Genomic DNA, 24,278 nt, shown 5'->3' on the forward strand with positions numbered 1-24,278 from the left:
GAGTAAAATAATGGGCTGCCCGCCGTCTTTCTTCTGCAGGAACCGCATTCATGAGTAAAGATTTTAAACTGAACTCCGCTTTCAAGCCTTCTGGCGATCAGCCGGAAGCGATCCGCCGTCTGGAAGCCGGACTGGAAGACGGCCTGGCGCACCAGACGCTGTTAGGCGTAACCGGATCGGGTAAAACCTTTACCGTTGCTAACGTTATTGCCGACCTGAATCGTCCTACCATGGTGCTGGCTCCTAATAAGACGCTGGCGGCGCAACTGTATGGCGAGATGAAGGAGTTCTTTCCCGAAAACGCCGTAGAGTTTTTTGTCTCGTACTATGACTACTACCAGCCCGAAGCTTACGTGCCCAGTTCGGATACCTTTATTGAAAAGGATGCGTCGGTTAACGAACATATCGAGCAAATGCGCCTCTCCGCGACGAAAGCGTTGCTGGAACGGCGCGACGTGATTGTCGTGGCCTCCGTGTCTGCCATCTACGGCCTGGGCGATCCCGATCTGTATCTGAAAATGATGCTGCACTTAACGCGCGGCATGATTATCGATCAGCGCAGCATCCTGCGTCGCCTGTCGGAGTTACAGTACACGCGTAACGATCAGGCGTTTCAGCGCGGGACGTTCCGGGTCCGGGGCGAAGTCATTGATATCTTCCCGGCCGAATCTGACGATATGGCCCTGCGAGTTGAATTATTCGATGAAGAGGTGGAGCGGCTGTCCCTGTTTGACCCGCTTACCGGTCAGGTCGAATCGGTGGTGCCGCGCTTTACCATTTACCCTAAAACGCACTACGTTACGCCACGTGAGCGTATCCTGCAGGCCATGGAAGACATCAAGGTTGAACTGGCCGAACGGCGCAAGATCCTGCTGGAAAACAACAAACTGCTGGAAGAGCAGCGTATTACCCAACGGACGCAGTTTGACCTCGAAATGATGGGGGAGCTGGGATACTGCTCTGGTATCGAAAACTACTCCCGCTATCTGTCTGGCCGCGGACCGGGGGAAGCGCCGCCGACCTTATTTGACTATCTGCCGGCGGATGGCCTGCTGGTCGTCGATGAGTCGCACGTAACCATTCCGCAGATTGGCGGCATGTACCGCGGGGACAGGGCGCGTAAAGAGACGTTAGTCGAATATGGCTTCCGCCTGCCTTCGGCGCTGGACAACCGCCCCATGAAGTTTGAAGAGTTCGAGGCGCTGGCCCCTCAGACCATTTATGTCTCCGCCACGCCAGGCAAATACGAGCTGGAAAAATCGGGCGATGAGGTGATCGATCAGGTGGTGCGTCCGACGGGGCTGCTGGATCCGATCCTTGAGGTGCGGCCCGTGGCGACTCAGGTGGACGATTTGCTGTCAGAGATCCGCCAGCGCGTTAACGTCAATGAACGCGTACTGGTCACGGTGCTCACCAAACGTATGGCCGAAGACCTGACGGAGTACCTGGAAGAACACGGTGAAAAGGTGCGCTATCTGCACTCTGACATCGATACCGTCGAGCGCATGGAAATTATTCGCGACCTGCGCCTGGGCAAATTTGATGTGCTGGTAGGCATCAACCTGCTGCGTGAAGGGCTGGATATGCCGGAAGTCTCGCTGGTGGCCATTCTGGATGCCGATAAAGAGGGCTTCCTGCGTTCCGAGCGCTCCCTGATCCAGACCATCGGGCGCGCTGCACGTAACATCAATGGTAAAGCGATCCTCTACGGCGATAAGATCACGCCTTCCATGGCGCGCGCCATTGAAGAAACCGAGCGCCGTCGTGAGAAGCAGCAGCGCTACAACGAAGAGAATGGCATCGTACCGCAGGGCCTGAATAAGAAAATCACCGATATTCTGGAACTGGGCAATAACGTGGTGAAAACGCGGGGTAAAGCCAAACCCGGCAAGCGCAACGCCGCCGAGACAGAGACGGATTACCTGGCGTTGTCACCGCAGGCGTTGCAGAAAAAGATTCACGAACTGGAAGGGCAGATGCAGCAGCATGCGCAAAACCTGGAGTTCGAACAGGCTGCTGGCCTGCGCGATCAGCTCCAGGAACTGCGCACCTTGTTTATCGCGGTGTCCTGAGTCAGTTAAACCGCTGGATGGCGTGCTCCAGCGCGCCGCGTAGCAGCTGGCGGTCGTGACGATATTTAATATCTGCGGCCTCCAGCGGCTCCTGGATGATCAGGCGGTTGTCGATCAGACTGACGTCCGTGGCCGGTCCGACAACCACAGCGTCGATGACCCGTTTACCAATCGCCTCTTCCATTATTCGCAGCTTATCCGCCACGGTCAGCGCCGCCGCCGCCGGACTGAGTTCACGGCCCAGGTTGCCGATAAACACCATGTTCGCGGGCGTGCGGCGCAGCGCCTGCGCCATCTCTTTCATTAACAGAATGGGCATCAGGCTGGTGTAGAAACTGCCTGGCCCAATCAGAATCAAATCGGCTTCTGCAACGGCATCGAGCGCTTCGCGCGTCGGTTGCACCACAGGATGCAGCATTAACGCCTGTGGTGGTGCGCGCATCTCATCAATGGCGGTTTCACCATAAACGGCATTGCCTCCGTCATCTGTTGCCATCAAATCCACCGGATGTTCAGACATCGGGATTAAAAACGCGTCAACTTTTAGCAGATTTCGGATGATATTGACCACTTCCAGCGGACGCACGCTCAGATGATCCAGCGCTTTCAGTATTAAATTGCCCAGATTGTGCCCGGCCAGTTCGCCATTGCCGGTAAAGCGGTATTCGAACATCGCGGACGCGACGCTGGGCTCGGTAATCAACTGGTTAATGCAGTTGCGCAGATCGCCCCAGGCGATACCGCCTTCAGCCCGACGGATGCGGCCGGTGGAGCCACCGTTATCAGTGGTGGTAACGATGCCGGTCAGGCGCGAACCCAGTGGTGACAAGGCCGACATCACGCGACCTAATCCATGTCCGCCGCCCAGTGCCACGACGCGATCCAGGTCCGCCAGTGTTCGATTCATATTTCTCCTTTTTCGCGTCTGCAGAGGCGTGAAACGCGCAGGGTGCAAACGAGGATGATGTGTGTCAGTTTATGACCGGCAGTTTACCGTATCCCGGGCGCGAAATACGGTGAAAGTTAACGTTACTGCGCACACAGAGTAAAAGCCGTGGATGGCGCATTTACCCTAATCGCGCTACCATCTGTATACCGCGTTAATCAGCCGGTTAACGTACACTCAAGCCTGAATGCCTACGTCTGCGGATAGGGGATTCAGGCCGTAGCCTCCGCGCTGCCAGGGTGCAGGAAGAAATGACTGCATCTCCCGAACTGGAAAGGTGTTCTCTGGTGTCACAATTTACTGATGCATTTGCGCGTAAGTTTTATTACTTGCGCCTCTCGGTCACGGATGTCTGTAATTTCCGTTGTACCTATTGCCTGCCGGAGGGTTATCAGCCAAACGGTATCCGCAATAAAAGCTTTCTCTCACTGGATGAAATTCGCCGTGTCACGCGCGCCTTTGCGGCGGCGGGCACTGAAAAAGTGCGTCTGACCGGCGGTGAGCCCTCTTTACGTCGTGATTTCACCGACATTATCGCCGCGGTTAACGAAAATGCTGCGATTCGCCAGATTGCGGTCACCACCAACGGCTATCGACTGGCGCGCGATGTTAAGCAGTGGCGCGACGCGGGACTGACCGCGTTGAACGTCAGCGTGGACAGCCTTGATGCACGTCAGTTTCATGCGATTACCGGTCAGGACAAGTTCCACCAGGTGATGGCCGGGATTGACGCGGCTTTTGAGGCGGGTTTTAGCCAGGTCAAAGTCAACAGCGTGCTGATGCGCGATGTCAACAGCCACCATCTGGCGACCTTTCTTGACTGGATCCGTACGCGTCCCATCCAGCTGCGTTTTATCGAACTGATGGAAACCGGCGAGGGCGGTGCGCTGTTTCGCCAGCAGCATGTATCGGGCGAAGTTATCCGCGATCAACTGATTGCTCAGGGCTGGCAGCGTCGTATCAGCGGCCGCAGTGATGGCCCGGCCCAGGTGTTTTATCATCCGGATTACGTCGGTGAAATCGGGCTTATCATGCCGTATTCCAAAGATTTCTGCGCCAGCTGCAACCGTCTGCGGGTTTCCGCACAGGGAAATTTGCATCTCTGCCTGTTTGGCGATGGCGGGATCCCTTTACGCGATCTGCTGGCCTCTGACGACCAGCAAGATGAACTTCAGGCACGCATTGCCAGCAGCCTGGGCCAGAAGAAGCAGACGCATTTCCTGTTACAGGGAAATACCGGTATTACACAAAATCTTTCTTATATTGGCGGTTAACTGCAGGAGCAGACATGGGCAAATCAGCCAGCACGTTTCAACCGTTACAGCTCGCTATGCTGACGGTCTCTGACAGCCGTGATGCCAGCAGCGATACCTCCGGCGATTATCTGCGTGAAGCGGCAGCCGAGGCGGGCCACAGCGTGATCGATCACGCCATTGTTCCCGACAATGTTTACCGTATTCGCGCGATTGTGTCGCGCTGGATCGCCAGTGAAGATGTCCAGGTGGTCATTATTAATGGCGGCACCGGCTTCAATGCGAAAAACAGCACGCCTGAGGCGCTGCTGCCGTTGTTCGATCGGGAGATTGACGGCTTTGGCGAGCTGTTCCGCATGGTGTCTTACGAAGACATTGGCGGCTCGACATTGCAGTCCCGTGCGGTGGCCGGTCTGGCTAACCAGACGTTGATCTTTGCGGTCCCGGGCTCAACGTCAGCCTGTACCACCGCGTGGGAACGCATCATCGCTGACCAACTGGATGCGCGTACGCGTCCCTGCAATTTTGTCACTCATTTAAAGAAGCTTTAAGCATGTCACAACTTACCCACATCAACGCCGCGGGCGAAGCCCACATGGTGGATGTTTCCACCAAAGACGATACGGTACGCGAAGCGCAGGCCGACGTGCTGGTACTGATGAAGCCAGAAACGTTACAGATGATCATGGAAGGCCGTCACCACAAGGGTGATGTGTTCGCCACAGCGCGCATTGCCGGTATTCAGGCGGCAAAACGCACCTGGGAACTGATCCCACTCTGTCATCCGCTTATGCTGAGCAAAGTGGAGATCAACTTGGTCGCGGAACCCGAATTGAACCGGGTTCGCATTACCTCGCTGTGTCGGCTGACGGGGAAAACCGGGGTAGAAATGGAAGCCCTGACGGCGGCTTCCGTGGCGGCGCTGACCATCTATGACATGTGCAAAGCCGTCCAGAAAGATATCGTGATTGATCGGCTGCGCCTGCTGCATAAAAGCGGCGGCAAAAGCGGCGATTTTCAGGCGGCAGCCCATGATTAAGGTGCTGTTTTTTGCGCAGGTGCGGGAGCTGGTGGGCACGGACTCGCTGACGCTGGCCGCCGACTATCCCGACGTCGCGGCGCTGCGGACAGCGTTGTCTCAGCAGGGCGAACGCTGGGCGCTGGCGCTCGACAGCGAACGATTACTGGCGGCGGTTAACCAGACGCTACGCCCCATGACGCACCCTTTACAGGACGGCGATGAAGTCGCCTTTTTCCCACCCGTTACCGGAGGATAAATGGACACGCAAATTCGGGTCGGTCCCGCGCCCTTTGCGATGGCGCAGGAATACCAGTGGCTGGCAGGGTGCGACGCAGACGGCGCGGTTGTCACGTTCACGGGCAAAGTGCGCAATCACAACCTGGGCGATGATGTTGCGGCCCTGACGCTGGAACATTATCCCGGTATGACCGAGAAGGCACTGCAGGAAATTACTGACGAAGCGCGCCAGCGCTGGCCGCTTCAGCGCGTCTCTGTCATCCACCGCATTGGTGAACTGTTTCCCGGCGATGAGATTGTCTTTGTCGGCGTCACCAGTGCGCACCGCAGCAGCGCCTTTGCCGCTGCGGAATTCATCATGGATTACCTGAAAACCCGCGCCCCGTTCTGGAAACGGGAAACCACCGGGCAGGGCGATCGCTGGGTCGATGCACGCAGCAGCGATCACGAGGCTGCGCAGCGCTGGGATTAAGGCGTACCTCGCTGTTCGGCGGGAGCAAACTGCGTGTTGCCGTGCGCGTGTTCACCGCCGCCTTGTCCTCGCCGAAGCTGAATAACGTCACCGTCCTGCCAGGCATTGGCGCCGGGCACCACGGGATGTGCGACGATATCCGCCCGTTCAGCACGAATTTTTTGACTGTCGATGTCAAAACGGCGGTCGCGATCGGCCAGCAAGCGCGCATCCATTTGCCCGTCGGCGGTAAAGCCCATCATCAGCGCCGGAATGCCAATGGGCAGTTGCTTGTCGCGGTCGGTGTGCCAGGTATGCCAGGTTTTCCCGTACGTGTTGACGATGCGCGTCATCAGCGCTTTTTCTGCGACGGCCGGCAGGCCGGGCGCGACCAGTGAACCGGATTTCACCTCGTACTGATGACTGTGCCACAGTTTTTTCTCTTCGGCGGGCAGGGTGCGGTACAGACGCTCACTGATAATATATTCCACGCCCATCAGGCGCGCATCGCGCGTATTACCGTCATAAATCACCGCCTGCATCACATCATCATTCAGGACCGTCACATAGTGATGGGCTTCCATCTGGCCGTTCTTGTCGCCGTTATAGAAATGAAAACCATCCAGATAGGCATTGATCGCATCAATGGGCGGGCGGGACTGCAGCACGGCCGCGCCGCTGTCCAGCGCTTTTAGCGTCGGTGAAGTGGGGGCGCCCGGCGAACTGACCTGAGCCGGTGTGTTATTGCCGCCGCAGCCGGCCAGCAGCAGGCTCAGTGCGATAAGTGTCCAGCGTTTTGACATAAAACATCCCTTTTTCGTGAAAAGAGATAACCTTAGTTCATATAATCGCATCTGCCCTGCGAAGCGGCGCAGTGTTAAGCTACTCTTTTTGCCTCAGAGGACAGGTATGTCATTCATTTCATTCCCCAAACGCCTGACGTTGCTCGCTATCCTGATACTGGCGGGCTGTAGCAGCAAAAAAACACCAGAAGCGCCCGCCAGGCAACCTGAGGATGTCAAAGCGCAGATTCAGCGCCTGCTGCCCGCCGGTGTCAGCGATAAATCAGGCTGGGCTGACGATATCTATACGTCGTTCCGTACCCAGGGCCTGACCGCCAGCGACAGTAATTTGTGCGCGGTTATTGCGGTGGCGGGTCAGGAGTCAGGATTTGACGCCAACGGCACCGTACCCGGTATGGCAAAAATCGCCTGGGAGGAGATCGACCGCCGGGCGGCGAAGGTGCATGTTCCGGCGTTTTTAGTGCGCACCGCGCTGTTAATCAAGTCCAGTAATGGCGAAAGCTACGCTGCGCGGCTGGATAAGGCGAAAAGTGAAAAAGATCTGAGCGCCATTTTCGACGACTTTATTGAGATGGTGCCCATGGGGCAGAAGCTGTTTGGCAACCTCAACCCTGTTCATACCGGCGGACCGATGCAGGTGAGTATTGCGTTTGCAGAAGCCCATGCCAAAGGCTATCCATGGCCGGTTGACGGTTCCATTCGCCGTGAAGTTTTCACGCGTCATGGCGGCGTCTATTTCGGCACAATGCACCTGCTGGGCTATCCGGCTGACTACAGCAAGCCGCTTTACCGGTTCGCGGACTACAATGCGGGCTGGTACGCCAGCCGCAATGCGGCGTTCCAGGCGGCGGTAGCCCGCGCGACAGGGATGAAGCTGGCGCTGGATGGCGATCTGATTCAGTATGGTTCGGACACGCCAGGATCGACGGAGCTGGCGGTGCGGACGCTGGCGAAACGCATTGATATGAGCAACCGCGAAATCCGCCACGATCTGGAGCGGGGCGAAAAGGAGGACTTCAGCGACAGCGATCTGTGGAAGCAGGTTTTTACGCTGGCAGACAAGATGGCCGGAAAGCCTTTGCCACGGGAAATGTTGCCGGGCATCAGACTTGAAAGTCCTAAAATTACCCGCAATTTAACCACGGCGTGGTTTGCTCAACGCGTCGACAGTCGTTATCAGCAGTGCCTGTCACGTCGATAAGTACGGCGTTGTGGCACAGTTGAACAGAGCTGTGCCACACTTACTCAGACAGCCCGTTTTGGGGCACAACACATTTGTTTAACAAGAGGTGCATCATGGACCGATATCCACAGAATGATTCAATAGTTCAGCCTGCATCTCGTGGGTTGCAGGCTTATATGGCACAGGTTTATGGCTGGATGACCTGTGGTTTGTTACTCACTGCCTTCGTCTCCTGGTTTGCCGCGCGCACACCGGCGGTGATGGAGCTGGTGTTTGCAAATCGCATCACCTTCTTCGGCCTGATCATTGTGCAACTGGCGCTGGTGTTCTTCCTCTCAGGTATGGTGCATCGCCTGAGCGGGGCCGTGGCGACGGGGTTATTCATGCTCTATTCGGCCCTGACCGGGCTGACCATGGCCAGTATCTTTCTGGTGTACACCTATTCGTCCATTGCCAGCACGTTCTTCGTCACGGCCGGGATGTTTGGTACCATGACGTTCTACGGCTACACCACAAAACGTGATTTAAGCCGCCTGGGCAGTCTGCTGTTTATGGCGCTGATTGGTATTCTGCTGGCCTCGCTGGTGAACTTCTGGCTGAAAAGCCCGGCATTGATGTGGGCCATTACCTACATCGGTGTGGTGGTGTTTGTCGGTCTGACCGCGTATGACACGCAGAAACTGAAAAATATCGGTGAGCAGATTGATGCGCGTGACACGGAAAACCTGCGCCGCTACTCAATTATGGGCGCGCTGACGCTCTATCTTGATTTCATCAACCTGTTCCTGATGCTGCTGCGTATTTTTGGCAACCGCCGTTAAAAAACAGGCTGCTCTGGTGAACCAGAGCAGCCGTTTACTACGATTTTTGTAGCTTCTGCTCATTCTTATGGCGCATATGTTTCGCGCGGCTCTCCAGCCCCAGATACAGCACCAGTGCCAGGAGCAACGGCAAAATGAAGTACAGCACGCGGTAAGCCAGCAGCGCGGCGATGATGGTCCCGTGTGAAAGGTTCTCGCCGCCCAGCAGCGCCACGAATACCGCTTCTAGCACCCCAATCCCCGCCGGAATATGAATAATTACGCCTGCGATACTACTGATTAACAGTACGCCCAGCACCATGGGATAACCGGCATCCCGGCCCAGCAGCAGCCAGATAATCGTGCCCATAACCAGCCAGTTGGCGCAGGAGACGGCAAACTGAAACAGCGCCATGCGCAGGGAAGGCAACTGCAGGGTTTGCCCTTTCACTTTCCAGCGACGACGTTTAGAAAACGCGCACGCCCAGAGATAAAACGCGACGAGCACCAGCAGCGCGGCACCAATAAGCCGTAGTGTGGTTTCGCCGATAAACCAGCCGCCGGGAATCGGGACCAGGCCTGCGCTAAAGATCACGCCCGCCAGCAGGATGTAGCCCAGCCAGTTAGTGGCGATGCTGAGGGAGAAAATGCGCGTAATCGTCGCACTGTCCAGGCCGAGCCGCGAATAGAGCCGGTAGCGCATAGCGACACCGCCAACCCAGGTACTGAGCGTCAGATTAAAGGCGTAGCAGATAAATGACACCAGCATTACCTGACGTTTGGCCAGCTTATGACCACAGTAGGCCCGACCAATCAGGTCGTAGCAGCCGTAAACCAGATAACTGACGATAACCAGTGCCGCCGCGGTCAGCACCACAAAGCGGTTGTAGTTAACAATGACCTTATAAACGTCATCCCAGTTCACTTTGCGTGCATAGATCACCAGCAGCACAATGACGGCGACGAAGAAGAGCCCGGTCAGGATTTTTTTTGCCAGTTTCCAGCGTGGATGCGTGTTTGCCATCAGGAATTGGCTCCTTCATTGTTGGCTTCGACGCGATCTTGCGTCTCCATTTCGGGCTGAACCGGCGGATCCACCTGAGCCAGCTTTGGCGTATGCGCCGGTAACCAGCCGGCGATAGCCGGGAAGTGACGCAGAAAGTGGAACACGACAACGCCTTTCGTCAGCTGCCACCAGGTGCGTGGTGGTAACTTATCCTCTTCGACGCGCTGACAGTCTTCAGCCAGTAAATGCTCAAGATTATCACGTAATGTCTGGTTAAAGTTGCGATCGTGAATGATCAGGTTGGCTTCAAGATTGAGGGACAAACTCAAGGGGTCGAGATTGCTTGAGCCAACGGTAGCCCACTGCTGATCTTTCACCGCCACTTTGCCATGCAGCGGTCGGCGGCAATATTCATAGACTTCCACGCCTGCATCCACCAGATAGTTATAAAGCAGCTCAGCGCCCACTTTCACAATCGGCATATCCGGCTCACCCTGCACAATCAGTCGCACGCGTACGCCGCGCTGTGCCGCATTGCGCATCTCCTTAAGCAAACGGTAGCCAGGGAAAAAGTAGGCGTTGGCGATAATGACGTCCTGTTTGGCGGTGCGCAGCATGTCCAGATAATGCTGCTCGATATCATCCCGGTGCTGATCGTTGTCGCGATAGACAAACAGGACCTGCGCGTCGCCGGGCAGGGTGTTTTTGGCCGGACGATGTGAACGCTGTCCCCACCAGCGGCGAGTGGTGGCCTGACTGCCAATCGCCTCTTGCAGGTAGCGGGTAATGTCGGCGACCACCGGACCTTTGACCTCCACGGTATAATCCTGTTTGGCTTCCGGGCCAAAATCCGTGTAGTGCTCGGCGGAAAAGTTGATGCCGCCGACAAAGGCGATAACGCCGTCCACGACCACAGTTTTACGGTGCAGACGGCGAAAGACGTTAGTTCGCATGCCCATGATCAGCGGACGCGGATCGTAATAGATAAAGCGCACGCCCGCCTGCGTCAGACTGTTGACATAACTCTGGGACAGCTCGGAGGAGCCGTAGCCATCGACCATCATTTCGACCTTGACGCCGCGCTGCGCCGCCGCCAGCAGCACCTTGTGCAGGGCGTTGCCCACATCGTCTTCGAACAGAATGAAGGTTTCCAGCAGTACGCTGTGTTCGGCACGTGCAATCGCGCCAAATACCCGGGGGAAAAATGCGTCCCCGTTTTCCAGCAGGCGCAGTTTGTTGCCGTCTTGCCACTCAAAATTCATAGATGGATCTCCACCGCCAGCGGCGCGTGATCGGAAAGGTGTGACCAGGGTTTACGCGGCAATGCCCAGGGTTGACTGATCGTCGCATTGCGCACGTAAATACGATCCAGTCGCAGAAGGGGAAAGCGTGCCGGAAACGTCCGCGCAGGTCGTCCGCTTTTCAGGCTAAAGACCTCTTTTAGTCCCGCCCCTTTTTGCAGTATGTTGTTGGCTCGCCCCTGCCAGTCGTTAAAGTCACCGGCGACGACGACAGGTGCGTCAGCGGGTAACGCCATCACCATGTCGTTTAACATCGCCAACTGGGCACGACGGTGCGCCTCTTTCAGCCCCAGGTGCACACAGATGACATGCAGCGTGCCCCGGCCATCGGGCAGGGTAAGCTGGCAATGCAACATGCCGCGATTTTCGCTCCCGGCAATTGAAACATCGCGATTGTCGTACTCAGCAATGGGAAAACGCGACAGCACGGCGTTGCCATGATGTCCTTCCGGGTAAACCGCATTGCGCCCATAGGCAAAATCGTTCCACATCGTGTCGGCCAGAAACTCGTAGTGGGAGGTATCAGGCCAGTTTTCATGTTGCAGAGGGTGAATGTCATGGGTTCCCATCACCTCCTGCAAAAAAACGATATCTGCTGACGTTGCGCGCACCGCTTCACGCAATTCGGGCAAGATGAAGCGTCGGTTAAACGGGGCAAAACCTTTATGGGTATTAATCGTCAGGACTTTAAATGAAAATCCTTGCTTGATTTGTGGCATACTCGCGACGCGCTCCTTTTCATCTTCATCAACAACAAAGTGTAGTCTTTGTCACAAATGGAGGGTGAAGAAGAGGAATAATTAGGGCGTTATCTGAAATTTGCTTTACATTGAGAAACCGTCCCTGGCCGGTTACGGTTGCATTTGTGCAACGTGCCAGGTCTGCAGGAGAGAGAAATGAAATTGTCGAATCGCTTTCAAATTATTACCGGTCAAACCTGGGCCCACATCGCGATGCACCTGCTGGTGATTGCCGCACTGGTCTGGGGCTGGAAACATAAAGCACTGGTCGAAGTGTGCAGTACCCTGGTGGTGGCCTATGCAGCGGTGTTTATCGCCATGCTGATCACGCAGCGTAGTGCCCGTTTACGTACCCTGGGTGATTACCTGGAAGAAGCGACCACCACGTACTATTTCGGTGCCGCGATGATGACGCTGTTCCTGGTGTCGCGCATTTTCCACAACAACTTACTGTTAGCCAGCCTTGGCGTGGTGATGTTGTTGGGGCCCGCGCTGGTGTCGTTGCTGGCGAAAGAGCCGGCAGGACGCATTGAGAAAAAACGCAGCTGAATCAGGCTGTCGCGCTAAAAAAGCCACCGCAAGGTGGCTTTTGTCGTTGAGAGATATGTAATCAATTGTGAGCTATCTCGCACAGGGGCGGTAAAGCTGTTACACTCCGCCGCTTATGCATCGTAGTTTGCACCCTTTTCACGCGTCAGCCTCAGCTGGCGTCACTATCCCTCTGAAAACTACACCGCCAAACGCGGTCAGAGTGGACCGGAGTAATACTCGTCATGTCTTTTGACTCTCTCGGCCTGAGTGCCGATATTCTGCGTGCGGTAGCTGAGCAGGGCTACAGCGAACCGACGCCTGTTCAGCGCCAGGCGATTCCTGTTGTGCTGTCCGGCCGCGATCTGCTGGCAAGCGCCCAGACCGGCACCGGCAAAACCGCCGGGTTTACCTTACCTTTATTACAGAAACTGTCCGAGAATACCGGAACAGTGCGTGGCCGTCGTCCGGTGCGCGCGCTGATTCTGACACCGACCCGTGAACTGGCCGCTCAGGTCGGTGAAAACGTCAGCGACTACAGCAAATATCTTCCGCTGCGTTCGCTGGTGGTGTTTGGCGGCGTCAGCATCAACCCGCAGATGATGAAGCTGCGCGGCGGCGTCGATATTCTGGTGGCCACGCCGGGCCGTTTACTGGATCTGGCTCATCAAAACGCCGTTGACCTGTCTCAGGTTGAAGTGCTGGTACTGGATGAAGCGGATCGCATGCTTGATATGGGCTTTATCCACGATATCCGCCGCGTACTGGCCAAACTGCCAGCTAAACGTCAGAACCTGCTGTTCTCGGCGACGTTCTCAGATGAGATCAAAACCCTGGCAGAAAAACTGCTGCACAACCCGGAGCAGGTTGAAGTCGCGCGCCGCAATACCGCGTCTGAGCAGGTTTCTCAGCAGGTGCATTTTGTTGACAAAAAGCGCAAGCGGGAACTGCTGTCTCAGCTGATTGGCGAAGGTAACTGGCAGCAGGTGCTGGTCTTTACCCGCACCAAGCACGGTGCCAATCACCTTGCCGAACAGCTGGGTAAAGACGGCATTACGGCCGCCGCCATCCACGGTAACAAGAGTCAGGGCGCACGTACCCGTGCACTGGCCGACTTCAAATCCGGCGCGATTCGTGTGCTGGTTGCGACGGATATCGCGGCCCGCGGTCTGGATATTGAAGAACTGCCGCACGTCGTGAACTATGAATTGCCAAACGTGCCTGAAGACTACGTACACCGCATTGGGCGTACCGGTCGTGCCGCCGCAACGGGTGCAGCGCTGTCGCTGGTTTGCGTCGACGAACACAAACTGTTGCGTGATATTGAGCGCTTGCTGAAGCGTGAAATTCCACGACTGGCTGTGCCGGGCTATGAGCCGGATCCCAGCATCAAAGCGGAACCGATTGTGAACGGCCGCCAGTCACCGTCTTCACGCGGCCGTGGTCGGGGGCAGGGCGGACAAGGTGCCGGCGCGGCGCGTCCTCAAGGGGACAAGCGTGCGCAGCCGCGTCGTCAGGGACCCGCAGCGGGCCAGTCTGACAAGCCTGCGTCTCGTCCACGTCGGCCCGCGCCTAAACGCAGCGGAAACGTCTGATCATGCGGGTTTTACTGGCACCCATGGAGGGCGTACTGGATTCTCTGGTGCGCCAGCTGTTGACGGACGTCAACGACTACGATTTGTGCATCACGGAATTTTTGCGCGTCGTCGACCAACTGCTGCCGGTAAAATCCTTCTATCGCCTTTGTCCCGAACTGCATCATGCCAGCCGGACGCCGTCGGGTACGCTGGTTCGTCTGCAACTGCTGGGGCAGCATCCCGAGTGGCTGGCGGAAAACGCGGCCCGCGCGGTTGAGCTGGGCTCGTGGGGCGTGGATCTGAACTGCGGTTGCCCGTCGAAGCTGGTCAACGGCAGCGGCGGCGGGGCGACGCTGTTAAAAGATCCCGACTTAATCTACCGCGCGGCCAAAGCCATGCGGGCAGCTGTACCTGACTCCTTGCCCGTTACGGTTAAGGTGCGCCTGGGCTGGGATTCCAGCGCCCGCAGCATGGAAATTGCGGATGCGGTAGCGCAGGCAGGTGCCAGCGAACTGGTCGTCCACGGCCGTACCAAAGAAGACGGCTACCGTGCTGAGGCTATTAACTGGCAGGCGATTGGCGAGATTCGTCGGCGACTGTCTATTCCGGTTATCGCGAATGGCGAAATCTGGGACTGGCAAAGCGCCCAGGATTGTCTGCGAATCACAGGCTGTGATGCGGTGATGATTGGGCGTGGTGCGCTTAACGTGCCTAACCTGAGCCGGGTCGTCAAATACAATGATGCGCCCATGGCCTGGCCGGAGGTGGTGGTACTCCTGCAACAATATACCCGGCTTGAAAAACAGGGTGATACGGGCATGTACCATCTCGCACGTATCAAACAGTGGCTGGGCTATTTGCGTAAAGCCTACGTCGAAGCGGGTGAGCTGTTCGCTGAGATTCGCGCCTTAAAAACCTCAGCCGATATTGCTACGGCGATTGACCGCTATGCGGCATTACAGCGGCAGACCTGTCAGTTCTCTTCAGCCTCACCGGAAGTGAGAGCGGGACAGCGCGGCGCTTAGCCGCGCACGCGATCAATACTTTTCTGGCACGATCATATTTTCCGGCACCTCGTTGCGGTGGTAGTCCTGTGAGCGTTCACGCGGCGGCAGAATGATTTCGTCGTGTGGGGCGGCTTCATAAGGCACCTGCTGCAAAAGGTGGCTGATGCAGTTAAGGCGCGCCCGTTTCTTGTCTACGCCCTGAACAACCCACCAGGGGGCTTCCTGAATATGGGTGCGGCTCAGCATCTCTTCTTTTGCTTCCGTGTAATCTTCCCAACGGCGGCGGCTTTCCAGATCCATTGGGCTGAGCTTCCACTGCTTGAGGGGATCGTGGATACGGCTCATGAAGCGCAGCTCCTGCTCCTCGTCCGTGATCGAAAACCAGTACTTAATGATTTGAATCCCGCTGCGGGTCAGCATTTTTTCAAACTCGGGCACGCTGCGATAAAACTCCGCCACGTCGGCATCACTGCAAAATCCCATGACGCGCTCCACGCCTGCCCGGTTGTACCAGCTGCGGTCAAACAGCACCATCTCGCCCGCGGCGGGCAGATGCGCGATATAACGCTGAAAGTACCACTGGGTTTTTTCACGATCGTTGGGCGCGGGCAGCGCAGCCACCCGGCAGGTGCGCGGATTAAGGCGTTGCGTAATGCGCTTAATCACGCCTCCTTTACCGGCCGCATCGCGGCCCTCAAACAGAATGACCAGCCGATGGCCGGTGCGCATTACCCAGTCCTGTAGCTTCACCAGCTCACCCTGCAACTGCAGCAGCTCGCGAAAATAACGACGGCGCCAGGCTTTTTCATCGCTGCCCGTGGGCGCGGCCTCGCTAAAGCGCAGATCGTCCAGCTCCAGCTCCAGCTCTTCGTCGTAGCTGTCATAGAACTCCTGCATTAAACGCTGATTAAAAGCGTCGCGATTGAAACTGTTGTCGTGTGTTGCCATGACAATTCACCTGGTCAGATATGAATGAACAGCCCGTAGAGCAGGGCAGAAAGTAAAATCGAGACCGGCAGCGTCAATATCCAGGCGACGGCAAGATTGCGCAGGGTGGACATCTGCAGGCCAGAGCGGTTCGCCGCCATGGTGCCCGCCACGCCGGATGAGAGCACATGCGTCGTGGAGACCGGCAGACCAAAGGCATCGGCCGCGCCGATGGTCGCCATCGCCACCAGTTCGGCGCTGGCCCCTTGCGCATAGGTCAGATGGGTTTTGCCGATGCGCTCACCCACGGTGACCACAATACGTCGCCAGCCCACCATGGTGCCCAGCCCCAACGCGATTGCCACCACCACCTTCACCCACATCGGAATAAAGCGTGTGGCGCTGTCCAGCTCTGTTTTCACCGCCTTCAGGTTACGTGCCGTCTCATCGGGGAGCGAGACATGGGCGGTTTGCAGGTGCTTGATCGATTCTGCGGCCAGGTACATTTGATTGCGGGTATTGGTCACGGACTGGGCCGGAATATTGTCCATCGAGCCGTAGCGGCGAATCTGGTCGCTGATATCCCGTAACGTCATGCCAAGCGCGGGCAAGACGTTCGGATTGACCGTGTCAGTGCTGACAAAGGCCGTCAACACATTGCGTGAATCCGGGGCGGGCGTGGCGGCCGGTTGAATATGCAGTAACTGGCGCGCCGTCACGTCACTCAGTGCGGCAACGCGCGGGATTTGCTCGGGCGGAAGTGAACGGTTCAGTGCATAGGCGATGGGCATGGTGCCAACCAGGATCAGCATGATGAGTCCCATCCCTTTCTGCCCGTCATTCGACCCGTGAGCAAAGGAGACGCCGGTGCAGGTCAGAATCAGCAGGCCACGAATCCAGACCGGCGGCGGTTCGTTGCTGTGCGGGGCTTCGTACAACTGGCGGTTACGAATCAACAGCTTCATGGCCCACAGCAGCAGGGCGGCGCAGACGAAACCCACGACGGGCGAGAGCAGTAAGGCATAGCCGACCTTCAGCGCCTGATCCCAGTCAACGCCACTCAGGCCACTGCGACCATGCAACATCGCATTCGCCACACCCACGCCAATAATCGAGCCAATTAAAGTATGTGACGACGACGAGGGCAGGCCAAAGTACCAGGTGCCCAGATTCCAGATAATCGCCGAGAACAGCAGGGCGTAAATCATGGCAAAGCCGTTGCCGCTGCTGGCCTGCAGGATGAGTTCGACGGGCAGAAGCGAAATAATGCCAAACGCGACCACGCCGCTGGAAAGCATCACGCCAAGAAAGTTGCACAGCCCTGACCAGACGACGGCCGCACCGGGCGTCAGCGAATGCGTGTAGATCACCGTAGCGACCGCGTTGGCGGTATCGTGAAACCCGTTAACGAATTCAAAGCCCAGCGCAATCAGCAGCGCCAGGCCGAGCAGAAAGAAAGGCACATAACTGGTGACGGGCGTGTTAGTTTTTTCCACATCGTGAAACAGATTAAATCCGGCAAAGGCCAGACCGGCTATTAACAGGACATAAAAAGCCGTTTTGGTTGCGCGGCTGCCTTTGCCGTTGAAATCGGGACGTCCCTGCGTCGTGCCTGAAGAGGATAAACTGTTTTCGCTCATGCCGTACCTCTTAGCGGATGCAGATGCGGAGTTACATCTGGTTAACGCTGTGTGATACCCGCTTTTTATGACAAAAAAATGATCCAGGCGGCACAGGTCATTTTGCTGTAACAAAACTTCAGCAGGCTGTGGATCTTAATTGATGATGCTGACAGGATTGCCATGGCGACAGACGTTGTTCTCACCCCACAAAAACGTGATTTTGATGATGATGTGGCCGGACTCATCCATGGTTATCGCTTTTCTCCTGATGCCCTCCCTCAACGCCTGAATGCCCGTGAAGCGGTAAAACTCGGTGAACACCCTCCTGAAGAAGGCTTTCTCTGGTTACATATCAATCTGAATCACGCGCGGGCACAGCACTGGGTGCAGGGCCACTTTCAGGTTGATGATGATTTTTTTGACGAGATCCATTCCGCCTCGCCGCGCACACGGTTAGCGGAACAAAGCAATGCCCTGCTGGCGGTACTGAACGACGTCACGCTGAGCCAGGAAAATCGCAGTACGCAAAATGCGACCCTGTGGATCTGGTGCCGTCATAATCTGGTCGTGAGCGCACGTTATCGCTCGTCAGTGATGATCGAAAAGATGCAGCAGGGGCTGGCGAAGCATAATTTTCCCAGTGCGGAGGCCCTGTTACTTTACCTGCTCGGTGAACAGGAGTTGCAGCTGGAACTGGTGGTGCGTCGCATCAGCCAGGTAGTCGATAACATTGAAGAGCGTTTATTAAGTCCGGCAATCAAGGCCAACCGCAGTGAGCTGGGGCATTACCGGCGCATGCTGCTGCGCATTCAGCGCCTGCTGGCACCCGAACCGGCGGCGCTGTTCCGGTTGCTTAACCGCCCACCCGCCTGGCTCAACCGCGACACGCTCCGCGAGCTGCGGGCGTTCACGGAAGAATTTAGCGTGGTGCTGAACGACCTGGCCAGCCTGATGGAGCGCATCCGTCTGCTGCAGGAGGAAATTGCAGCACGGTTGATGGAGCAGAGTAACCGGACACTTTATCTGCTGACCGTGATTACGGTGCTTGCGCTGCCGATTAACATTGTGGCGGGATTTTTTGGCATGAACGTGGGCGGCATTCCGCTGGCGTCGAACCCGCACGGGTTTTTACTGCTGGTTCTGATCGTCCTGGCCTTCACGCTGCTGGCCGGCTGGCTGAGTTTTCGCCGTCCGTCCAGATAGTGGTGTTGACAGTGGAGCCCGTGACCAATAAAAAAGCCAGCGTGGCTATCGCCAACGCTGGCTTTTCACTGACCTGACGACCGGGCCTGAATGGCTGGCCCGTAACAGGCGAATGTTACTGCGCCGGCTGTGGCTGGGCAGGTTGCGACTGCTGTGGTTGCTCTGGCTGCGGCTGCGAAGGCTGCACAGGTTGAGCCTGTTGCGGCGCGGGCTCTGACTGGACCGCGACCGGGTTAGCAGGCTGCGACATCACTGGCGTCATGGGCTCTTCTTTCGGCTCAGCATCTTCACCTTCATTGAAGGGAACAGGCGCAGGGGCCACGCTGTTTTCTGGCGCATTAACCTGTACAGGCATACCAGAGCGGTTCTGGATGGCCTTATCAACCTGAGACTGATTCACGCTACCGTCTACCAGTACTTTGCCAACCGCCTGAGTCAGCGTAATCGGCACCAGTTCACGAGAGTTAAACTGCTCTTCCGTGGTCGACAGCGGATTATGCACTTCCATCCAGCGTGAACCGTCTGGCTCAACAGACGCTTTCACCGGCTGGTTGATAAACTGCACGCGCGTGCCAACTGGCACGTGATCGAACAGCCATTTGATATCATCGGCACGCAGGCGGACACAGCCGTGGCTGACGCGCAGGCCGATACCAAAGTTGGCGTTGGTGCCGTGAATGGCGTACAGACGCCCGATGTAGAGTGCATACAGCCCCATTGGGTTATCCGGGCCTGCCGGGAACACGGCCGGCAGATTTTCGCCACGTGATGCATATTCAGCGTGCATCGCTTTGGTGGGCGTCCAGGTCGGGCCATCTTTTTTACGTTGAACGGTTGTGGTCCAGTTCAGCGGCGTATCTTTACCCAGCTCACCAATACCGATAGGCAGAACGACCACGGTTTTCGTACCTTTCGGGTAGTAATAAAGACGCATTTCAGCACTGTTAATCACGATGCCTTCACGCGGGGCGTCAGGCAGGAGTAACTGCTGAGGGATAATCAGTTTGCTGCCAGGCTTAGGCAGATAAACGTCAACACCCGGATTGGCTTCCAGCATATTGCTGAGGCCCATCTGGAACTGTGCTGCAAAAGCTTCCAGAGGCAGTTTACTGTCCTGAGGAATCGTAATCTCAATGTTTTGCCCGGTCAGACGGCTGTTCGCCGGCGGTAAGGGATAAACAACCGCAAGGGCTGACTGACTGAATGCCGCCAAAGCCAATGCAAGTGAAGCGAACGCGCGAATGCTTTTTTTCATATTTTACAAGTCTTTATCGCCATGTTTCAGGCTTGTCAATGTATCGAACCCATGCTGGTCACTATGACCTGCTGCGCATTATATGTTCATTAAACTGATGTTGTGAATCAGGATTTTTACCGCATCGAAATACTTTACCTGACTTACCTGCGTTATCTGCCTTTGTTCATTAACATTTTGGGCGAAAAACGCCCTCTACGGCTGCCATAACGTGACATCTCCGTTTAGCTTGCGGTTCAGGAAAAAGGCGGCGCTAATCAGGGCGAGATGCGTCAGCGCCTGCGGCATATTGCCTAGTGCCTGGCCGTGGCTGTCGAACTCTTCGGCATATAACCCCAACGGATTAGCGTAGCTCAGTAATTTCTCGAACTCAAAATGGGCTTCGCGTACGCGTCCGGCACGTGCCAGACATTCGACGTACCAGAACGAGCAGGCACCAAATGAACCTTCTCCGCCAGTGAGCCCGTCCGCCGGGGTTTCATGGATGTTATAGCGGCGCACCATCCCATCGCTGACCAGATTCGCCTTGATGGCATCCAGCGTGGCAATCCAGTCAGGGTCGGTTGCGCCGACAAAACGCACCAGCGGCATCAGCAGCATGGAGGCATCCAGGTAATCGCCATGGCGGGTCGAAACAAAATGGCCGCGTTCGCTGTTCCAGAAGTTTTTCCAGATATCGTCGCGAATCTCGCGCCGGGTACGGTCCCACCGCTCATAAGGCATCGGCAGGGAACGTTTCATGCCAAGACGCAGCCCGCGATCCATGGCCACCCAGCACATCAAACGGGAGTGCAGGAAGTGCTCCGGTTCACCGCGCATTTCCCAGATGCCCGCATCCGGCTGATGCCAGTTATCACAGAGCCAGTCCAGCATCTCTGAGACATGGTTCCAGCCCCGTTGAGAGATGGCTTCACCATATTTATTGGCAAGGTAAATGGCATCCATCAGTTCGCCATAGATATCCAGTTGTTTCTGTTGCCAGGCATCGTTGCCTATCCTGACCGGGCAGGAATCGGCATAGCCGGACAGGTTGAGCAGCGACATTTCCTGCAGTTCCGTGCTGCTGTCCAGGCGATACATCACCTGTAAACGCATCTCGTCATGATGGCTGTTCTCCACACAGCGACCAACCCATTCGGTGAAGTGCTTGGCCTCATCCACGTAGCCCAGGCGCATCAGCGCGTACATGCTGAAGGACGCATCGCGTATCCAGGAGGCACGGTAATCCCAGTTACGTTCGCCCCCCAGCTCCTCCGGCAGGCCAAAGGTTGCGGCGGCGGCAATGGAGCCGTGCTGCCAGGAGGTCAGCAGCTTCAGCACCAAGGCGGAGCGCTGGACCATTTCCTGCCAGCGGCCACGATAGGTGCTGTGGCAACTCCACTCACGCCAGTAGCTCAGCGTCTCTTCGAAACAGTTCGCGGTCGCCAGTTTTTCAACGTGTGCGTCATTTACGCTGCCGAATTCAAATTCGGCGTGTTCACCCGCTTTTAACTCGAAACTGGCGGTGGCGTTATTACCTTCCAGGGTCATCACGACCGTGGCGGCCAGCCGAAGCGAGGGCTGATCCGTCGCATGAAAATCGATACAACCGCGCTGAATCTCGGCGCGGGTTTCCGCGCGGGCGTAATCATGGCGAGGCGAACAGACCATGTTAAACCGGGCCTGACCCCGCACCATTTTCACCCGGCGGATAATGCGTGGCAGTTTGTCCTGACGATCGCAGATGGGCATGTAGTCAGTAATTTCGGCCACGCCTTCTTCGGCCAGCCAGCGCGTTTGCAGAATATTGGTATCCGGCAGGTAAATTTGTTGCCGACGGGCGTTTTGCCACTCGGGTGCGATTGAAAACAGGCCCGCTTCGTCACTGTCCAGTAAGGCCGAAAACACCGACGGACTGTCCAGCTCCGGCCAGCAGAGATAGTCGATCGTGCCATCGTTTGCGACCAGCGCACAGGTGCGGAGATCACCTATGACACCATGATCGTCAATCTTGCGTTTAACCTTACTCATCGCGTTCTCCCTGTCAGTGTCTGACTTAACTATAGCCAGGTACCTGCATACCGCTTCGTTCGGGCACAGATCGTTAACCTGGCGAGCCCATTGTCCGCGTCCGGCACAATTTTCAGCCCGGTATATACTTTTCATACACTTCCAAAGGAGACCGTTATGACAGCACCCCAACGAAAAGTGGCCATTGTGACCGCATCGGATTCGGGCATCGGCAGCCGTTGTGCTGAGATGTTAGCCGAACAGGGCTTTGATATTGGCATCACCTGGCGTTCAGACGAGGAAGGCGCACAGCGGACCGCCCGTCGGGTAGAAGAGACCGGACAACGGGCAGAGACGATTCAGCTCGATCTGGCCGATCCGCCAGAAGGCGGCAAGGTATTGCAGCAGTTGATCGACAAACTGGGCCGTATCGATGTGCTGGTCAACAATGCCGGGGCAAATTTTAAAGCCGACTTTATGGACGTGACCTGGGAAGACTGGCGTAAAACCTTCAGCGTGGATGTCGATGGCGTCTTTATCTGTGGGCAGGTGGCGGCACGTAACATGATCAAACAAGGGCAGGGCGGACGCATCATCAACATCACCTCTGTGCACGAGCATACGCCCTTGCCGGGCTCAGTGGCCTATACCGCGGCAAAACATGCGGCAGGCGGCCTGACCAAATCGATGGCGCTGAGTCTGCTGCCCCACAATATTCTGGTCAATGCGGTCGCCCCGGGGGCGATTGCGACGCCGATGAACAAGATGTCCGACGCGGATGCGCACAACGTAAAAATGCCGGAAATTCCTGCCGGCCGCCCTGGCGATACGCACGAAATTGCCAGTATGGTAGCTTGGCTGAGTTCCGAGTGGGCGACCTATACCACCGGTCAGTCGTTTATTATCGACGGCGGCTTTATGCTGGCCAACCCACAGTTTAAAGGCTACTGATCGGCCCGGTGATGATTCCAGCGGCGAATCGCCCAGCGCAGCACAAACGCAAAGACCACCGCCGCGCCCAGCCATAGCAGGTGTTTAAAGTGTTGGTCGAGTTTGTGCAGCCAGGGGGCGATAATGCCGCCTGCAAAATAGCCGAGCGTAACAAACAGCAGTGCCCAGACAGCCGCCCCGGTGACGTTGAGGAGAAAAAACTTCAGCGGCTTCAGGCGGCTTGCGCCAATAATGATTGGCCCAATAATACGAAAGCCATACATAAAACGTGCGCCAATCACGAACAGGCTGGGACGACGCTTAATCAGGCGGTTCGCCTTCACCACTTTATCCTGATGTTTTTTAAAGCGTCGCAAAATGCGGGTACCAAAACGCCGGCCAATCCAGTAGAGCATCTGATCGCCCACCACGCCGCCCGCCATCGCCGCCAGTACGACGCCACTGTAGTGCAGTAGCCCTTCGTGAGCGGCAACCCCGCCCAGCAGCAAAAACGTTTCGCCCTCGGCAATACAGCCAATAAACAGCGCAAGATAGCCGTACTGCGTAATTAACCCATTGATATCCAAATGCAAGGCTGAACTCCCTGTGTGAAGATTTTTCTTTCAGTCTATACCCGATTTGCCAGGACAGCGGATTAAGACCCCGTAAGCGATCTTTTTCGCCGTTTTTTTGCGCAGAGGCCCCAGAAATTATCCTGCCGATTATACTCAAATGACTGCTGCCCCCTTGTGGAAATGTTAACAGATCGGGTGGCCCAATCGGTCAGAGGAGTAAGCGTATGAACCATGTCTGGGGTTTGTTAGCGCATCCGAACCAGGAAATGCGCACTATCAAGCAAGAGAACGAAACGGTTTCGCACCATTACACTCACCACGTGCTGCTGATGGCCGCTGTGCCGGTGATCTGCGCCATGATTGGCACCACTCAGTCAGGCTGGAACCTGGGAGAAGGGCAATATGTGCAGCTTAATTTGCTGACGGCGTTGGGCCTGGGGATTCTGTTCTATCTGGTGATCCTGGGCGGCGTCGCCGTTATGGGGCGGGTGATTCACTGGATGGCGCGTGACTATCCCCATCGTCCCAGCATGGGGCGCTGCACCGTATTTGCGGGCTATGTCGCTACGCCCCTGTTTTTGAGCGGCCTTGTCGCGCTTTATCCGCTGGTCTGGCTATGTGTGCTGGCGGCAGCGCTGGCGCTCCTGTATACCGGGTATCTGCTGTATGTCGGCATTCCGCTGTTTCTGAATATCGACCGTGACGAAAGTCTGCGTTTTTCCAGTTCAACACTCGCTATTGGTGTGCTGGTCTTCGAAGTGCTACTGGCTCTGACCGTGGTGTTATGGGGCTATGGCCCGCGTCTGTTTTAACCTGCCGTTGCCGCCTACAGGGCGGCAACCTTTTTTTAAC

At 56.5% G+C, this 24,278-nt stretch carries 24 protein-coding genes and 1 riboswitch; of the genes, 14 read left to right on the forward strand and 10 right to left on the reverse strand.

Going from position 1 to position 24,278, the window contains the following annotated elements; all coding sequences use genetic code 11:
* Positions 1 to 50 precede the first annotated feature (50 nt).
* The gene (gene uvrB / locus G5574_RS19640; protein ID WP_033737734.1) at positions 51 to 2,072 is read left to right on the forward strand and encodes an excinuclease ABC subunit UvrB; all 2,022 of its coding nucleotides are present in this window, start codon (positions 51 to 53) and stop codon (positions 2,070 to 2,072) included.
* Position 2,073: 1 nt separating this feature from the next.
* Here the strand turns inward: uvrB and G5574_RS19645 are convergent, their stop codons facing one another.
* Entirely contained in the window at positions 2,074 to 2,979 is a 906-nt protein-coding gene (locus tag G5574_RS19645; RefSeq protein WP_164483073.1) for a gluconeogenesis factor YvcK family protein, read from the reverse strand.
* 201 nt (positions 2,980 to 3,180) lie between these two features.
* Positions 3,181 to 3,314: riboswitch (molybdenum cofactor riboswitch) on the forward strand.
* Between G5574_RS19645 and moaA the strand changes: the two genes are divergently transcribed.
* The 5 genes from moaA to moaE all read left to right on the forward strand — a co-directional run bounded on the left by moaA (position 3,303) and on the right by moaE (position 6,001).
* A complete protein-coding gene (moaA, locus tag G5574_RS19650) occupies positions 3,303 to 4,292 on the forward strand; it encodes a GTP 3',8-cyclase MoaA (RefSeq protein WP_172912616.1) in 990 nt (329 codons plus the stop codon). Its footprint overlaps the riboswitch before it by 12 nt.
* A gap of 14 nt (positions 4,293 to 4,306) precedes the next feature.
* On the forward strand, positions 4,307 to 4,822 hold the full coding sequence (moaB, locus tag G5574_RS19655; RefSeq protein WP_006118510.1) for a molybdenum cofactor biosynthesis protein B: 516 nt from the start codon (positions 4,307 to 4,309) through the stop codon (positions 4,820 to 4,822).
* Positions 4,823 to 4,824: 2 nt separating this feature from the next.
* Positions 4,825 to 5,310: a cyclic pyranopterin monophosphate synthase MoaC gene (gene moaC, locus G5574_RS19660; protein WP_033737733.1), complete on the forward strand. Its 486-nt coding sequence runs from the start codon at positions 4,825 to 4,827 to the stop codon at positions 5,308 to 5,310.
* Positions 5,303 to 5,548, forward strand: coding sequence for a molybdopterin synthase sulfur carrier subunit (moaD, locus tag G5574_RS19665; RefSeq protein ID WP_006118512.1), 246 nt, complete (start codon positions 5,303 to 5,305; stop codon positions 5,546 to 5,548). The genes moaC and moaD overlap by 8 nt, the downstream gene beginning before the upstream one ends.
* Complete coding sequence (gene moaE, locus G5574_RS19670; protein WP_058701075.1) at positions 5,549 to 6,001, forward strand: molybdopterin synthase catalytic subunit MoaE; 453 nt, start codon at positions 5,549 to 5,551, stop codon at positions 5,999 to 6,001. It abuts the gene before it with no gap.
* On the opposite strand, the gene G5574_RS19675 is transcribed toward moaE, so the two are convergent.
* Complete coding sequence (locus G5574_RS19675; protein ID WP_006118514.1) at positions 5,998 to 6,783, reverse strand: OBAP family protein; 786 nt, start codon at positions 6,781 to 6,783, stop codon at positions 5,998 to 6,000. The genes moaE and G5574_RS19675 overlap by 4 nt on opposite strands.
* Before the next feature lie 106 nt (positions 6,784 to 6,889).
* Here G5574_RS19675 and G5574_RS19680 point away from each other — a divergent pair, with 106 nt between their 5' ends.
* Together G5574_RS19680 and G5574_RS19685 are read left to right on the forward strand one after the other, a co-directional pair.
* The gene (locus G5574_RS19680) at positions 6,890 to 7,984 is read left to right on the forward strand and encodes a DUF1615 domain-containing protein (RefSeq protein ID WP_164483074.1); all 1,095 of its coding nucleotides are present in this window, start codon (positions 6,890 to 6,892) and stop codon (positions 7,982 to 7,984) included.
* Between the two features lie 95 nt (positions 7,985 to 8,079).
* Positions 8,080 to 8,787, forward strand: coding sequence for a Bax inhibitor-1/YccA family protein (locus G5574_RS19685; protein WP_164483075.1), 708 nt, complete (start codon positions 8,080 to 8,082; stop codon positions 8,785 to 8,787).
* 37 nt (positions 8,788 to 8,824) lie between these two features.
* Here the strand turns inward: G5574_RS19685 and G5574_RS19690 are convergent, their stop codons facing one another.
* The 3 genes from G5574_RS19690 to G5574_RS19700 are packed head-to-tail and all read right to left on the reverse strand — an operon-like array spanning position 8,825 to position 11,792.
* Entirely contained in the window at positions 8,825 to 9,790 is a 966-nt protein-coding gene (locus G5574_RS19690; protein WP_033737727.1) for a lysylphosphatidylglycerol synthase domain-containing protein, read from the reverse strand.
* Positions 9,790 to 11,034 (reverse strand): cardiolipin synthase ClsB, encoded by a 1,245-nt coding sequence (gene clsB / locus G5574_RS19695; RefSeq protein ID WP_033737726.1) that lies wholly within the window; start codon positions 11,032 to 11,034, stop codon positions 9,790 to 9,792. The genes G5574_RS19690 and clsB overlap by 1 nt, the downstream gene beginning before the upstream one ends.
* The gene (locus G5574_RS19700; RefSeq protein ID WP_006118519.1) at positions 11,031 to 11,792 is read right to left on the reverse strand and encodes an endonuclease/exonuclease/phosphatase family protein; all 762 of its coding nucleotides are present in this window, start codon (positions 11,790 to 11,792) and stop codon (positions 11,031 to 11,033) included. The genes clsB and G5574_RS19700 overlap by 4 nt, the downstream gene beginning before the upstream one ends.
* A 177-nt stretch (positions 11,793 to 11,969) precedes the next feature.
* On the opposite strand from G5574_RS19700, the gene G5574_RS19705 reads away from it, so the two are divergent.
* The 3 genes from G5574_RS19705 (at position 11,970) to dusC (ending at position 14,943) form a co-directional block, all read left to right on the forward strand.
* The gene (locus G5574_RS19705) at positions 11,970 to 12,362 is read left to right on the forward strand and encodes a YbhQ family protein (protein ID WP_033737724.1); all 393 of its coding nucleotides are present in this window, start codon (positions 11,970 to 11,972) and stop codon (positions 12,360 to 12,362) included.
* A gap of 224 nt (positions 12,363 to 12,586) precedes the next feature.
* Positions 12,587 to 13,936, forward strand: a complete 1,350-nt coding sequence (rhlE, locus tag G5574_RS19710) for an ATP-dependent RNA helicase RhlE (RefSeq protein WP_033737723.1) — start codon at positions 12,587 to 12,589, stop codon at positions 13,934 to 13,936.
* A gap of 2 nt (positions 13,937 to 13,938) precedes the next feature.
* Positions 13,939 to 14,943 carry a tRNA dihydrouridine(16) synthase DusC gene (gene dusC, locus G5574_RS19715; protein WP_164483076.1) on the forward strand — a complete coding sequence of 335 codons (1,005 nt, stop codon included), beginning with the start codon at positions 13,939 to 13,941 and terminating at the stop codon, positions 14,941 to 14,943.
* A 12-nt stretch (positions 14,944 to 14,955) separates the two neighbouring features.
* Here dusC and ppk2 read toward each other — a convergent pair whose 3' ends face one another.
* Both ppk2 and G5574_RS19725 read right to left on the reverse strand, forming a co-directional pair.
* Positions 14,956 to 15,873, reverse strand: a complete 918-nt coding sequence (gene ppk2, locus G5574_RS19720; RefSeq protein ID WP_039341492.1) for a polyphosphate kinase 2 — start codon at positions 15,871 to 15,873, stop codon at positions 14,956 to 14,958.
* A 14-nt stretch (positions 15,874 to 15,887) separates the two neighbouring features.
* Positions 15,888 to 17,492 (reverse strand): inorganic phosphate transporter, encoded by a 1,605-nt coding sequence (locus tag G5574_RS19725; RefSeq protein WP_006118524.1) that lies wholly within the window; start codon positions 17,490 to 17,492, stop codon positions 15,888 to 15,890.
* A 162-nt stretch (positions 17,493 to 17,654) separates the two neighbouring features.
* Between G5574_RS19725 and G5574_RS19730 the strand changes: the two genes are divergently transcribed.
* Positions 17,655 to 18,677, forward strand: coding sequence for a transporter (locus G5574_RS19730; protein ID WP_033737718.1), 1,023 nt, complete (start codon positions 17,655 to 17,657; stop codon positions 18,675 to 18,677).
* 115 nt (positions 18,678 to 18,792) lie between these two features.
* Here G5574_RS19730 and G5574_RS19735 read toward each other — a convergent pair whose 3' ends face one another.
* Both G5574_RS19735 and G5574_RS19740 read right to left on the reverse strand, forming a co-directional pair.
* Complete coding sequence (locus G5574_RS19735) at positions 18,793 to 19,932, reverse strand: L,D-transpeptidase family protein (protein ID WP_033737717.1); 1,140 nt, start codon at positions 19,930 to 19,932, stop codon at positions 18,793 to 18,795.
* 195 nt (positions 19,933 to 20,127) lie between these two features.
* Positions 20,128 to 21,942 carry a glycoside hydrolase family 15 protein gene (locus G5574_RS19740; protein WP_164483077.1) on the reverse strand — a complete coding sequence of 605 codons (1,815 nt, stop codon included), beginning with the start codon at positions 21,940 to 21,942 and terminating at the stop codon, positions 20,128 to 20,130.
* A 156-nt stretch (positions 21,943 to 22,098) separates the two neighbouring features.
* Here G5574_RS19740 and G5574_RS19745 point away from each other — a divergent pair, with 156 nt between their 5' ends.
* Positions 22,099 to 22,872, forward strand: coding sequence for an SDR family oxidoreductase (locus G5574_RS19745; RefSeq protein WP_033737715.1), 774 nt, complete (start codon positions 22,099 to 22,101; stop codon positions 22,870 to 22,872).
* Here the strand turns inward: G5574_RS19745 and G5574_RS19750 are convergent.
* On the reverse strand, positions 22,866 to 23,444 hold the full coding sequence (locus tag G5574_RS19750) for a DedA family protein (protein ID WP_033737714.1): 579 nt from the start codon (positions 23,442 to 23,444) through the stop codon (positions 22,866 to 22,868). The two genes, G5574_RS19745 and G5574_RS19750, sit on opposite strands and share 7 nt — an antisense overlap.
* 206 nt (positions 23,445 to 23,650) lie before the next feature.
* On the opposite strand from G5574_RS19750, the gene G5574_RS19755 reads away from it, so the two are divergent.
* The gene (locus G5574_RS19755; RefSeq protein ID WP_033737713.1) at positions 23,651 to 24,238 is read left to right on the forward strand and encodes a Yip1 family protein; all 588 of its coding nucleotides are present in this window, start codon (positions 23,651 to 23,653) and stop codon (positions 24,236 to 24,238) included.
* Positions 24,239 to 24,278 lie beyond the last annotated feature (40 nt).

The sequence above is a fragment of the Pantoea stewartii genome (assembly GCF_011044475.1).
GTDB lineage: Bacteria > Pseudomonadota > Gammaproteobacteria > Enterobacterales > Enterobacteriaceae > Pantoea > Pantoea stewartii.